Genomic DNA, 13,053 nt, shown 5'->3' with positions numbered 1-13,053 from the left:
GTAGATGTTCTATGAGCCGGAGTTTTTAATTCATAGGAAATAACTGCGCGGCAGCACGAGAGTTTTGCGGGCGGAACTCTTTGTGCCGTTTATAGGAGGACGGGCATGTCGGAATACATCATTGAGATGAAACACATTACGAAGCGGTTTCCGGGCATAGTGGCAAATGACGATGTGACACTGCAGATCAAAAAGGGGGAGATCTTTGCGCTTCTGGGCGAGAACGGAGCGGGCAAATCCACCCTGATGAGTATGCTGTTCGGAATGTATGAACCGGATGAGGGAGAGATCTATATCCGGGGAAAGAAGGAGCAGATCACCTCCCCCAGCTATGCCACGAAGCTGAATATCGGCATGGTACATCAGCATTTCAAGCTGGTGCAGAATTATACGATCACAGAGAACATCATTCTGGGGCTTAAGAGCCAGGATAAGCTGTTTGGGTTTCTGCCCTGCGTGGACATAAAAAAGGCGGATGAAAAGATCGCGGAGCTGTCCAGACAGTACGGCCTGGAGGTCAACCCCACCGACGTGATCGAGGATATCAACGTGTCGATCCAGCAGCGTGTGGAGATTCTCAAGATGCTGTACCGGGAGGCGGAGATCCTGATCTTTGATGAGCCGACAGCGGTCTTAACTCCCCAGGAGATCGAGTTCCTTCTCGGTATCATAAGGGGCCTGCGGGACAATGGCAAGACCATCATCCTGATCACCCACAAGCTGGAAGAGATCAAGAAAGTAGCAGACCGCTGCGCTATCTTAAACCGGGGAAAGCTGGTGGATGTGCTGGATGTGGCGTCCACCTCCACCAGGCAGATGGCCAATCTGATGGTGGGGCGCGAGGTCAGCTTCGAGGTGGAAAAGAGTGAGCCGCAGTACCGGGAGACGGTGCTTGAGGTGAAGCATTTGACCGTAAAGAACCAGGATGGCTTTGAGGTGGTGAAGGACGTGTCCTTTTCCATCCGTGGAGGGGAGATCTTTGCGATCGCGGGCGTATCGGGCAACGGACAGGTGGAGATCGCCGATGCGATCGCCGGGCTTGAGAAGGCGGCGGAGGGTTCTGTTTTCCTGAACGGAAAAGATATCACCGGTTACAGTATCCGCAAACGGACCTTGGAAGGGATCTCCTATATCCCGGAGGACCGGCAGAACTTTGGACTGGTGCTGGATTTTACGCTGGAGGAGAATCTGGCCCTCAAGAATTATTTTAAAGAACCGTTTTCCAGAAAAGGCATCCTGAATCAGTCAGAGTTTGACCGGTATGGCCAGGAGCTGATCGACCGGTATGATATCCGGAGCGGACAGGGCATTAAGACGGTCGTGCGTTCTATGAGCGGCGGCAACCAGCAGAAGGCGATCATCGGGAGGGAGATCGAACTGAAATCTCCGCTGATGATCTTCGTGCAGCCCACCCGCGGCCTGGACATCGGGGCCATCGAAAATATCCATAAACAGATCATCAGCGAGCGGGATGCAGGCAGGGCGATCCTTCTGATCTCCTTAGAGCTGGACGAGATCATGAACTGTGCCGATACGATCGGCGTCATTTATAACGGACGGATGCAGAAGATCGCGGATGCCAGATCGCTGACCACCAATGAGGTGGGAGAATTTATGATGGGGGTGAAGTCGGATGCAAAATAAGAAACATACCATCAAACGGGGTATGGTCCGCCTGCTGGGGAATGAGCGCTATCAGGCGGTTTCCATCCCGGTGTTTGCGATTGTCTTAAGCCTCCTGGCAGGAGCTGTGGTGATCCTGTGCCTGGGGAAGAATCCGCTTACGGCTTACCAGAACCTGCTGCAGGGCTCCGGCCTTCTGCCGAAAGCCAGCTATGCGGGATACAAGAGCATGCTGACTGATTTTACCAGCTTTATGAATGCGTGGACGCCCATGCTGTTTGCATCTCTATCCGTGGCGGTGGCGCTGAGGGCGGGACTTTTTAATATCGGCGTGTCAGGACAGATGCTGACGGCGGGCTTTGTCACTACGCTGGTGGTTGGTTACAGCTCCCTGGCTGCCCCTGCGGCGAAGCCTTTGGTGCTGGTCATCGGTATCATGACCGGCGCGATGGTGGGCGGTCTGATCGGCTGGCTGAAGCACCAGTTCAACATCAATGAGGTGGTTTCCTCCATCATGATCAACTACATTGCCCAGTATGTGATCAGCTTTTTTATCAATACCTATTTTGTCAATCCGGTGTCACGCCAGTCCAATGCAGTCTCCAAAGCGGCAAGGCTGACCCTGATGGATACGCCGGTGGGGAATCTGAAAATGGATATTCCGCTGGGGATCGTGCTGGCGGTGATCACCGCTGTGTTTATCAAGTTCCTGCTGGATAAGACCACCTTCGGGTACGAGTTAAAATGCGTGGGAACCAGCCGGAATGCGGCAAAGTATGCAGGCATCCGCGTGGGAAAGAATATGATCATGGCGATGGTGGTGTCCGGCGCGCTGGCAGGGCTTGCAGGCGTTACTTACTATCTGGGATATTTCGGTTCGATCCAGCCGAGGGTTCTGGCAAGCACCGGTTTTGATGCGATCGCAGTGTCGCTGCTCGCCAATTCCAATCCCATCGGGATCATCTTTTCCTCTTTTTTGATCACGGTGATCAGCAAGGGGAGTACTTACATGAATTCTGCATCTGGCCTGGAGTCGGAGATCGCATCGGTCATCACCGGCGTGATCTTACTGTTTTCCGCCTGCGGAGCATTTATCCGCTATAAGGTGAAGACGGCGAAGGACGATCTGGAGGAGGAAGCGGCGCAGGCCGCGGCAATGCCAAATGCGCCGGAGAAGGATAAAGAAAGGGGGAATGGCTGATGGAACGGATTATCATTGACGGGCTTGCCTTTTCCCTGCCGCTTTTTATCATGGCGATCGGAGGCATTTACAGTGAGAAGAGCGGCGTGACCAACCTGGCTCTTGAGGGGCTTCAGGGCGTGGGCGCCTTTACGGGCGCGCTGGCGGCGGTATTGATCGCAGGAAAGTTTTCCAGTGATTCCCAGATCCCCTACTATATGGCGATGCTGTTTGCGGTGCTGGGAGGGATGACCTATTCCCTGCTCCATGCGCTGCTCTGCATCCGGTTCAAGGCAAACCAGGTCATCAGCGGTGTGGTCATCAATATCCTGGCTATGGCGCTGACGGCATTTCTGACAAAATATTTAAACCGCAGTGTGTTCGGCGCGGCTTCCGACAAGTTCGTGCTGGGAGTGTCGGCAAAATGGACGGTGCCGGGGCTGTCACAGATCCCGGTACTGGGAGCGGTATTTAAAGATATCTATCCCTTTGAGCTGATCATCCTTGTGGCGGCGGTTGTGGCATGGTATGTGATGTACAAGACCCGTTACGGCATGAATCTGCGGGCATGCGGCGACAATCCCCATGCGGTGGACGCGGCTGGTGTGGATGTGGGCCGGGTGCGCCTGATCGCAGTCATGGTATCCGGAGGGCTGTCCGGACTGGCGGGCATCAGCTTTGCCTATTCCATTTCGGCAAACTTTTCTTCCAGCATTTATGTGGGATACGGCTATCTGGCGATCGCTGCCCTGATCTTCGGCAACTGGACGATCCTGCCGACTTTGGGGTCCTGCCTGCTGTTTGGGTTCGCCCGGTCTGGGGGATACTTCCTGGTACAGAAATTACAGATGCCCAGCAGTTATTCGGATCTGGTGATGACGCTGCCCTATGTGGTGACACTGCTGTTGCTGATCTTCTTCTCCAAGTACAACCGTGCTCCCCGCGCGCTGGGCGAAATCTATGATAAAGGAAAGAGGTAAGGGATGAATATTCGTTTTTATAATGCAGGGATTCTTACGATGGATGGACGCGCAGAAGATCCCATGGAGATTTTCATGGGAGAGGTCTGGGTGGAAGGCAGCCGGATCACTTATGTGGGGAGGGAGAAAAGCGTCTGCGGCGCCGGGGATTCTTTAAACGCTCTTGAAACGCCCGTCTGGGACCGGGAGATCGATGCCTGCGGCAACCTTTTGATGCCGGGCTTTAAAAACGCCCACACTCATTCTGCAATGACGTTTCTGCGCTCCTACGCGGATGACCTGCCCCTTCTGGACTGGCTCAACCAGCAGGTATTTCCCATGGAGGCGAAGCTTCTGCCGGAGGATATCCTGTGGCTCTCCAAGCTTGCCATCATGGAATATTTAACCAGCGGCGTCACGGCGAATTTCGATATGTATTTCCATCCGGAGATGATCGCAAAGGCTTCGGTGGACTGCGGGTTCCGCACGGTGATGGTCAGCAGCTTCAATGATTTTGTCTCCAGCCTGGAGGAGATGGAGGAGAACTATAAAAAGTACAACCAGTATCACGATCTGATCAGCTACTGCCTGGGCTTTCACGCCGAGTATACCACCTCGGAGGAACGGCTGAAGGGGGTTGCGGCGTTGGCGGAGAAATACAAAGCTCCCGTATTCGCCCACAATTCCGAGACGAAGGCGGAGGTGGAGCAGTGCGTGGAGCGCCACGGCATGACGCCGACGGCGTATCTGGATGCGCTTGGAATGTTCGCTTACGGGGGCGGAGGATACCACTGCGTCTATATGAGCGACGGGGATCTTGAGATATTCCGGAAAAGGGACTTGACGGTGGTGACGAACCCGGGCTCCAACACTAAGCTTGCCAGCGGCATTGCGCCGGTGACGGAGATGCTAAAGCGGGGAATCCGACTTGCCGTCGGCACGGATGGTCCGGCCAGCAACAACTGTCTGGATATGTTCCGGGAGATGTTTCTGGTGACCGGCCTTGGGAAGCTGCGGGAGGAGAATGCGGCGGCGGTCCCAGCGGACCAGGTGCTTGAGATGGCGGTGGGCGGCGGAGCAAAGGCCATGGGACTCACTGACTGCGACTGTCTGGCGGAGGGGAAGCTGGCAGATCTGATCATGATCGACCTGCACCAGCCCAATATGCAGCCGCTTAACAATATCATAAAGAACCTGGTCTACAGCGGAAGCAAGCAGAATGTGAAGCTGACCATGGTAAACGGAAAGATCCTCTATGAGGATGGGCGGTTTGATATCGGCGTGGATCCTGAGGCGGTCTATGCAAAGGCCAACGAGATCATAGGACGGATGACGGCAAAAGCATGATGTCAGAAGGCGGATGACAGAAGGACAAAACAGAAGAATGACAAAAAAGACAGAGAAAATGATCATGCAGGAGACGCAGCTTGGCGGTGTCTCCTGTACTTTGGTCCGCTCCGCCAGAAGAACCATTGCGATCCAGATCTCCCCGGACGGCAGTGTGGCGGTCCGGGCGCCCAGGCGGTGCAGCAGGGCGGTTCTGGATGAGTTTGTGGCGGAAAAGCGGGAGTGGATCATGAGAAAGCAGGTGGAGCTTCGGGAGCGCGCCGCGCTCCGGCAGGAGAAGGAAGAGCAGCAGCCCCGGCTTTCTGAAGCAGAATATCAGAGATACCGGGAGCTGGCTGGCAGAGTGATTGCCCGGAGGGCAGAGGAGTATGCCCGCCAGATGCAGGTGACTTATAAAAGGATCACCATCCGGGACCAGAAGACCCGGTGGGGAAGCTGCAGCGTGAAGGGCAATTTAAACTTTAACTGGCGTCTGATCCTGGCGCCGGCGGAGGTGCTGGACTACGTGGTGGTCCATGAACTGGCCCATTTAAAAGAGATGAACCATTCCGGGCGGTTTTGGAAGCAGGTGGAGACGGTGATGCCTGACTTTGCCAAACACCGGCTCTGGCTGAAGCAAAACGGGGATATGCTGATGGGGCGCTGAAAAAACAGTTGCGTCCCGTCTGCACCTGTGGTAAAATGTCGGGAGTTTTGCAAAAAAGCAGATGGATGGGCGTGAGCAGCGGCAGGCTGCTGACGGAATCCATATAAGAAAGGAATAAACTCCCATGACAAACGACATGACAAAGGGAAATCCGGTCAGACTCATTCTGGCCTTTATGATCCCCACTTATCTTGGGAATATTTTTCAGCAGTTTTACAATCTGGTGGATTCCATTGTGGCCGGGCGCTATATCGGTGTCAATGCCCTGGCAGCGATCGGGAGCACCACCTCGCTGATCTTTCTGGTGATCGGATGGTTAAACGGCATCACCAGCGGATTTGCCATCATGGTGGCACAGAGCTTCGGAGCGAAGGATTACAAGAAAATGCGGCATTTTGTAGCCATGTCTGTGATCCTGTGCCTGGCGTTTGTGGTGGTGATGACGGCGGGGCTTCTGGTGCTCAACTACCCAATTCTGAAGATGATGAACGTGCCGGATGATATTATTGGCGACACGGCTGCCTATATGGCGATCATCTATGCCGGCCTTTTGGTGACAGCCGCCTACAATGCCTTCGCGGCGGTGCTGCGGGCATTGGGGGACAGCAAGTCCCCTCTGTATTTTTTGATCATTTCTGCCCTGGTCAATGTAGTGCTGGATGTGGTGTTTATCGTAGTGTTTCGCATGGGAGTGGAGGGCTGCGCCTATGCAACGGTCATCGCACAGGGGATCTCGGCGCTTCTGTGCCTGGTTTATATTGTCCGCAAATTTGAGATCCTGAAGCTTGGCAGGGAGGATTTCAGGCGGGATTTTGCGGCCATGGGACAGCTTCTTGCCATGGGTGTACCCATGGGCCTGCAGTTTTCCATCACAGCGATCGGAACCATCATCGTGCAGGGGGCTGTCAATGTGTTCGGCGCGGTCTATATCGCGGGTTTCTCGGCTGCCGGAAAGATCCAGAGCCTGGTGACGTCGGTGTTTATCGCCTTCGGCGCAACCATAGCAACCTATGTGGGCCAGAACCGCGGCGCGGGACAGATGGAGCGGATCCGTCAGGGAGTGCGCAGTACCCAGGTGATGATCCTGATCGGGAGCGCGTTTATGTTTTTGATCATCCATTTCTTTGGAGAGCCGCTTACCTATATTTTTGTGGACAGCTCCCAGACAGAGGTGATCGCGGCGGCGAAGCTTTATTTTACGACGGTGGCATGGTGTTATCCGTTTTTGGGCAGCATCTTCCTCTACCGGAATGCGCTCCAGGGGCTGGGGTATGGCTTTATGCCCATGATGGGCGGAGTGTTTGAGCTGATCGCCCGTTCTGTGGTGGTGGCTTTTGTGGCCCGCGCGGGCTGGGGCTTTGTGGGAACCTGCGCCTCCGACCCGGCTGCATGGGTGGCGGCGCTGATCCCGATCGTGCCATATTATTTTTACAAGATAAAAAAGATCATGCCGCAGGTGTCATAGGCCGGGACGTCCCTGGTACTGGTCTAAATATTCCCGCAGCCATTTGTATTTTTTCTCCGGAACAGGGAGCGTGATGCTGCCATGGAGTTCAACCGTATAACGGCGCAGGGCAGTGATGTAGTTTACGTTGACTAAAAAGCTGCGGTGGATCTTGAGAAAATAGCCGGGCAGGATCTCCTGGACTAAGGACAGAGGCTGGCAAATATGCAGCACCCGGTTCTCACAGATCAGGCGGGAACTGATATTGTCGGCTTCCACATAGAGAATGTCGCGGGGCTTAAGATAATACCGCTCTGCTCGCTGTCCGGTAAATACCAGGTTTGGCTCTGGGCTGCCGGAGCCTGCTGCCGTTTCTGTGGATATGGTGCCGTGAATGTGGAGGAGCTGAGGCTGGTCATGTTCCAGTTTCCAGAGAAAGGTGACGCAGTGTATCTGACTGGGATTGGCATTGCAGGTGCAGAGAAGCGTACAGGATACGTGGTCACAGTACAGAATACGGCAGCATAAAGAAGACGGGCAGACTGGACGAGGCATCAGAAAGGCAGACATGGATGCTGTCACAGAAGTCCTTCCGGTCAGGAGTTGGTTGTCCTTGCTGCGGATCCAGGTAATATCGGGATGCAGGAAGGGGATCAGGAGAGAAGGGTCATTCTTGTAGAAGTTCTGTACAGAATGAAGCGTGGTAAGGTAAATGAACTGCAGCTGCTGTGGTTTCATAGAAGTACCTCCGTTTGCGGGCTGAATGCCCGTTTTTTGTTTTGTTTACATAATTCTAAAATATCTGAAAAGGAAAATAGGCCGTATTATTACCATAATTACAATTTATTGTCATTCACTTAGTCTGGTGGGTCAATCACAAGAAAATCTTGAAATAAAGTGTCAAATTAAATATAATAAACAAAGAAAATTACAAATAAATAAAAATAGAAACACAAACTGTCTAAAAATAACCGCAAATTCCGTGCGGTGCAGAAGGGGAGATGTCATGGAAGCAGAGAGACGGATGATGCAGGAAAAACAGGACAGGAAGAGCGGGAGAGCATCAGGAATACCAATGCACCAGATGGAAGTGTTGGGAAACCAGGCGATGCTGAACCGGACAGGGATCCCGGACACGCTTAAGGCCAAAGTGGAGGCTCAGAGCGGCATATCCCTGGATACGGTGAAGGTGCACTATGATTCCCCCAAGCCCGCTGCGGTCCAGGCATTGGCGTATACCAGTGGGGACCAGGTGTATCTGGGACCGGGACAGGAGAAGCATCTGGGGCACGAGCTGGGGCATGTGGTGCAGCAGATGCAGGGGCGTGTGAGGCCGACGGGAATTGTGAACGGACTGCCGCTCAATGACGATCCCGCGCTGGAGCGGGAAGCGGATACCTATCGATAATATGCCAGAAGGCATGAAAGGAAAGGAGTAAGGTATGGCAGAGTATTTATCACCAGGCGTGTACGTGGAAGAGTTTGATTCCGGAGGCAAGCCCATGGAGGGAGTGGGGACCAGTACGGCAGGGTTCATCGGCGTGGCGGAAAAAGGGCCTGTGGAGGGGCTGCCCCAGCTGGTAACGAATTTCTCCGATTTCAAGCGGATCTACGGAGGATATCTGTCCGCCAATGAGTACGGGGATTACCGTTTTCTGGCTTATGCGGTGGAGCATTTCTTTATCAACGGCGGAGCGCGGGCTTTTATCGCCAGGGTCTCGCCGGGGGATGCGACCTGCGCGTCCGCCCAGGTACCTGCAGAAGGGCCGGTCCTCGCCATGACGGCGGCAAATCCGGGCATGTGGGGCAACAGCCTCCGTGTACTGATCTCTCCCTCAGCCAAGGCGAAAACACAGATTTTCGAGGTGCTTGAGACAGCCTCGGGCACCAGCTATTCGGTGAAGAGCGGAGCCGGATTCTTTCCGGGGGACGTGGTGGCTTTTCATGACGGGACCCAGGTGGTCTATAACCGGGTGGTAAAAAGCCAGGACAATATCATGACCTTTGCAGAACCGTTTGCCGTGGATGTGGTAGACAGGGAGCTGCTCCCGGAAAAGACGATCTCCACCTGTGAGTTCAACATGGAGGTCCGCTACGAGGATATGGTGGAGAACTATGAGAATCTGTCCTTCAACATTGAAACGCCCAATTACGTGGAAAAGAAGCTGGCGAAATCCGATCTGGTCTCTGTCTCCTATCTGGGCGGCGCGGATGCGGCAGCGGTGCCTCCCTATACCCGTCTTGCAGGCGACGCGGCGGTCCTCTCGGTGGATTTTGCAGGCGGCAGCAACGGCAATGCCCTTGGCATGACAGCGGCTGACTTTATCGGCACCGATAACGGGGCGGGGAAACGTACCGGCATCCAGGCTTTTGTGGACAACGATGTGGTTTCCATCATTGCGGTCCCGGGAGTTACCGACCCCAACGTACAGCTGTCCCTGGTGGCCCACTGTGAGAATCTTGCCAGCCGGTTTGCGGTGCTGGATATTCCGAAGGAGGCCAAGAAGGTGCAGGATATGATCAATCACCGGAATATCTTTGACACGACCTATGCGGCGCTGTATCATCCGTGGCTGACGGTGTTTGATCCTCTGGACAAACGGAATATCTCGATCCCGCCGTCCGGTTCTGTGATGGGGATCTACGCCCGCAGCGACAATACCCGCGGCGTGCACAAGGCTCCGGCCAATGAGGTGGTGCGCTCCTGCGTGGGTCTGGATGTGCAGTTCAACAAAGGAGAACAGGACATCTTAAATCCAAAAGGGGTTAACCTGATCCGGGCATTCCCCGGTATGGGCATCCGGGTGTGGGGCGCAAGGACTGCCAGCAGCGACGGAAGCTGGAAATACATCAACGTGCGGCGGCTGTTTATTTTTATAGAGGAGTCGATCAAGGCAAACACCAACTGGGCGGTATTTGAGCCGAACGACGAGGTGCTCTGGGTGCGGGTACAGCGCACCATAGAAGTGTTCCTGACCAATCTGTGGAGGAACGGCTCCCTGGCAGGGACAGCTCCTGACCAGGCGTTCTTTGTGAACATCGGGCGCAGCACCATGACCCAGGATGATATTGACAATGGGCGGCTGATCTGTGTGATCGGCGTGGCGCCTGTGAAACCGGCCGAGTTTGTGATCTTCCGCATCACCCAGAAGACCGGGGACGCCCAGTAGGTTTTTGCGGAACCTGGAAAATATGAAGGAGAGGAGCAGTAGCATATGGCAGACGGATACCCGCGGGCAAAATTCCGCTTTAAGCTGGAGATAGATGGATTGGAGGCAGGAGGATTTTCGGAGGTGTCAGGCTTTGACGCGACCATTGAGCCGATCGAATACCGGGAGGGCGACATGGCGACGGAGACGCCCCTGAAGGTGGCCGGCCTGCGCAAGTACGGCAATATCACGCTCAAGAAAGGCATCATTTCCGGACAGGTCCTGTATGACTGGATTGTGAAAGGACTGACGGGAGCCGTGGAGCGCAAGACGGTGACAGTCAGCCTGTTGGATGAGGCGCAGGCGGTGGTGGCTTCCTGGCAGGTGATCAACGCATGGCCTACCAAATATACAGCGCCGGATTTCAACGCCACCTCCAATGAGATCGCTGTTGAGACGCTGGAGCTGGCCCATGAGGGGATGACGAAAAAATCGTAATTGGACAGGAGGATGAAGGATGGAAAGGTTTGTGACCAGCAGCCGGTTTGAGGTGTATATCGGACAGGACAGCTACGGTTTTTCCAAAATATCAGGCCTCCGGGAAGAAACGGAATATGAGAGTATCAGGGAGGGCGGCCGTAACTGGAGCCCTCTCTTTTTTGAAAAGGGGAAGACCAGACCGGATATGCTCACGCTGGAGGGCGGCGTCCGCACCCTCGGCGTCACCCGCAGCATCAACCGGCTGAAGCGGGGGATGAAGCTGGCAGGCGTGGTCATCATCCTGGGAAGGAATGAAACGAATTTTAAGGGATTCACATTTGATGAGGGGATCATCACGAAGATCGACTACGGGGATTTGAACGCCTTAAGCAATGAGATCCTGATCAAGAGGCTGGAGATCGCCCATTCGGGCCTTTATGAGACAGAGGTGTAAACAGAGCATGTCATCTTTACAGAATGCAGTGATCCGGGTCTACCGGGGGAAACCATCGGACCCGGAGACCATTAGCTGCCTTTTTAACCCGGCGGAATATAAGATCACAGAGAGCGCCGGATATACAGAAAAAGGGGAGCGAGGGAAAAACCGGTCGTCCAGGCAGTTCGTGGGAGGCCGGAGGGCCAGCTTAAGCTTAAGTCTTTATTATGATGTGACGGAGAACATGGGCGGGCTGTCCGCGGAGGAGAAGGGGCGGGATGTGCTGGACTATGTGGCGGAGATCAGCGAGCTGCTAAAGATCGAGGGGAACTTGCACAGGCCGCCGGAGATCGAATTTGCGTGGGGCGGATTCTCCTTCCGGGGAGTACTGTCCTCCCTGAATACGGAGTACAGTTATTTTGCCGTAAGCGGAAAGCCCCTCAGGGCAAAGCTGGATCTGACGATCGACCGGGTCCCGCCCCAAACAGAGGATAAGAAGAACCCCAACCAGTCCCCGGACCGGAGTAAGTACCGGGTGGTGACGGAGGGGATGAGCCTGTGGAAACTGGCGTGGGAGGAGTATGGGGATTGTGAAAAATGGAAGGAGATCGCCCGGTATAACAATCTGGAGAACCCTCTGGATATCCGGCCGGGACAGGAGCTGGGGCTTCCTGCACTGACGGACGGGGAGTAAGAGGCATATGGGAGGAATGGTACTGTGGCAGGGCATGGTGGGGAAGATTTTTTGGTTCCTGCGGTAAAGGTGACGCTGGGAGGACGTGATCTGGTGGAAGAGCTGGGCGCGTGCCTGGAGCAGGTAAAAGTGGAGCTTGACCTGCGCGGGGAGAGCAGTGCAGAGATCGCTCTCTGGGATTGTTATGATATGGACGGGCATACGGTCACGTCCGGGCTGAAAACGGCTTTGATGCCGGGAAGCCTTTTAGAGGTGTTTCTGGGATATCAGTCTTCCACGAAAAAAGTGTTTTCCGGGTATCTTTACTCGGCTGGGCTGGACATATCGGAGAAGGGCTATACCGTCCTCCTTAAGGGCTGTGATGTAGTGCGTCTGATGAAGGAGTCCCGGCATACGAGATGTTTCCAGAATGATACCCATTCTGCTGTTTTCCGGGAGGTGATGAAGCCTTACGCGTGGCTGTGCAGTGTGAGCGCGGATGATACGGAAGCGATGGCTGCGGGTGAGGTGAGGATGCAGGATGGTGAAGATTATGGATTTGTGACTGAGGAGCTTGTGGGAGCGGAGACGGCAGGCTGGGAATTCTACGTGCAGAATGGGACGGCATATTTTGCAAAAAGTGAGGAAAGCCCGGATGCTTCCCTTACCCTGAAGCCGGACAGCGGCGTGAGGAAGCTGTCTGCCTTCTGGAGCTTTTTAAATACAACGGTCACTGTGCAGGGCTGCGGCAGTGATCATACGCTATATACGGCTGACGCCGCGGCAAAGGCTGCGGTTTTGGATAAAAAGGCGGGGGCTGGTGCATATTTCCGGAGGATTCCCTGTCTGGACAGCGGGGAAAAGGTGAAAGCCTGGGCCGCGGCGGAGGCGGACGGCCTGAAGGGGAAGACGAAAAAAGCGTCTGTAAGCCTGGCGGGAACGCCGGAGCTGCTGGCGGGGAACTATGTAAGCCTGGAGGAATTTGACAGCTATGTCAACGGTCAGTACCGGATCGTTAAGGCGGTCCATGTGCTGGATGAAGAGGGCTACCGGACGGAGGCTGAGCTGGAGGGCGGCTGAGCGTGGGCGCCGGACGGCAGAGCTGCCACCGGCGAA

General features: G+C 54.8%; 13 protein-coding genes. 12 read left to right on the top strand and 1 reads right to left on the bottom strand.

The genetic code is table 11. The features are described 5' to 3' along the window. Positions 1 to 105 precede the first annotated feature (105 nt). The 6 genes from AB1I67_RS17595 to AB1I67_RS17570 all read left to right on the top strand — a co-directional run bounded on the left by AB1I67_RS17595 (position 106) and on the right by AB1I67_RS17570 (position 7,220). Positions 106 to 1,644 carry an ABC transporter ATP-binding protein gene (locus AB1I67_RS17595; RefSeq protein WP_367031293.1) on the top strand — a complete coding sequence of 513 codons (1,539 nt, stop codon included), beginning with the start codon at positions 106 to 108 and terminating at the stop codon, positions 1,642 to 1,644. After that, positions 1,634 to 2,824, top strand: coding sequence for an ABC transporter permease (locus AB1I67_RS17590; protein ID WP_367031292.1), 1,191 nt, complete (start codon positions 1,634 to 1,636; stop codon positions 2,822 to 2,824). Before AB1I67_RS17595 ends, AB1I67_RS17590 begins: the two co-directional genes overlap by 11 nt. Further along, positions 2,824 to 3,783 carry an ABC transporter permease gene (locus tag AB1I67_RS17585; RefSeq protein ID WP_367031290.1) on the top strand — a complete coding sequence of 320 codons (960 nt, stop codon included), beginning with the start codon at positions 2,824 to 2,826 and terminating at the stop codon, positions 3,781 to 3,783. Before AB1I67_RS17590 ends, AB1I67_RS17585 begins: the two co-directional genes overlap by 1 nt. A 3-nt stretch (positions 3,784 to 3,786) precedes the next feature. Beyond that, positions 3,787 to 5,109 carry an amidohydrolase gene (locus AB1I67_RS17580; RefSeq protein ID WP_367031288.1) on the top strand — a complete coding sequence of 441 codons (1,323 nt, stop codon included), beginning with the start codon at positions 3,787 to 3,789 and terminating at the stop codon, positions 5,107 to 5,109. A 37-nt stretch (positions 5,110 to 5,146) separates the two neighbouring features. After that, the gene (locus AB1I67_RS17575; protein ID WP_367031286.1) at positions 5,147 to 5,755 is read left to right on the top strand and encodes a SprT family zinc-dependent metalloprotease; all 609 of its coding nucleotides are present in this window, start codon (positions 5,147 to 5,149) and stop codon (positions 5,753 to 5,755) included. 124 nt (positions 5,756 to 5,879) lie between these two features. Then, positions 5,880 to 7,220 (top strand): MATE family efflux transporter, encoded by a 1,341-nt coding sequence (locus AB1I67_RS17570; protein WP_367031285.1) that lies wholly within the window; start codon positions 5,880 to 5,882, stop codon positions 7,218 to 7,220. Here the strand turns inward: AB1I67_RS17570 and AB1I67_RS17565 are convergent. Continuing rightward, a complete protein-coding gene (locus AB1I67_RS17565) occupies positions 7,215 to 7,937 on the bottom strand; it encodes a LytTR family DNA-binding domain-containing protein (RefSeq protein ID WP_367031284.1) in 723 nt (240 codons plus the stop codon). The two genes, AB1I67_RS17570 and AB1I67_RS17565, sit on opposite strands and share 6 nt — an antisense overlap. 268 nt (positions 7,938 to 8,205) lie before the next feature. Between AB1I67_RS17565 and AB1I67_RS17560 the strand changes: the two genes are divergently transcribed. The 6 genes from AB1I67_RS17560 to AB1I67_RS17535 are packed head-to-tail and all read left to right on the top strand — an operon-like array spanning position 8,206 to position 13,017. Then, on the top strand, positions 8,206 to 8,607 hold the full coding sequence (locus AB1I67_RS17560) for a DUF4157 domain-containing protein (RefSeq protein ID WP_367031282.1): 402 nt from the start codon (positions 8,206 to 8,208) through the stop codon (positions 8,605 to 8,607). A gap of 34 nt (positions 8,608 to 8,641) precedes the next feature. Further along, positions 8,642 to 10,369 (top strand): phage tail sheath subtilisin-like domain-containing protein, encoded by a 1,728-nt coding sequence (locus tag AB1I67_RS17555; RefSeq protein ID WP_367031281.1) that lies wholly within the window; start codon positions 8,642 to 8,644, stop codon positions 10,367 to 10,369. A 45-nt stretch (positions 10,370 to 10,414) separates the two neighbouring features. Continuing rightward, positions 10,415 to 10,846, top strand: a complete 432-nt coding sequence (locus AB1I67_RS17550) for a phage tail protein (protein ID WP_367031279.1) — start codon at positions 10,415 to 10,417, stop codon at positions 10,844 to 10,846. 19 nt (positions 10,847 to 10,865) lie between these two features. Further along, positions 10,866 to 11,282 (top strand): phage tail protein, encoded by a 417-nt coding sequence (locus AB1I67_RS17545; RefSeq protein WP_367031277.1) that lies wholly within the window; start codon positions 10,866 to 10,868, stop codon positions 11,280 to 11,282. A 7-nt stretch (positions 11,283 to 11,289) separates the two neighbouring features. Next, positions 11,290 to 11,958 (top strand): hypothetical protein, encoded by a 669-nt coding sequence (locus AB1I67_RS17540; RefSeq protein ID WP_367031276.1) that lies wholly within the window; start codon positions 11,290 to 11,292, stop codon positions 11,956 to 11,958. 24 nt (positions 11,959 to 11,982) lie between these two features. After that, positions 11,983 to 13,017 (top strand): hypothetical protein, encoded by a 1,035-nt coding sequence (locus AB1I67_RS17535; protein WP_367031274.1) that lies wholly within the window; start codon positions 11,983 to 11,985, stop codon positions 13,015 to 13,017. Positions 13,018 to 13,053: the final 36 nt, after the last annotated feature.

Origin of the sequence: Clostridium sp. AN503, assembly GCF_040719375.1 — a bacterium.
GTDB lineage: Bacteria > Bacillota > Clostridia > Lachnospirales > Lachnospiraceae > Brotaphodocola.
Note: the sequence above shows the minus strand (reverse complement) of the source record. Positions and strands in the feature narration are given on the sequence as shown.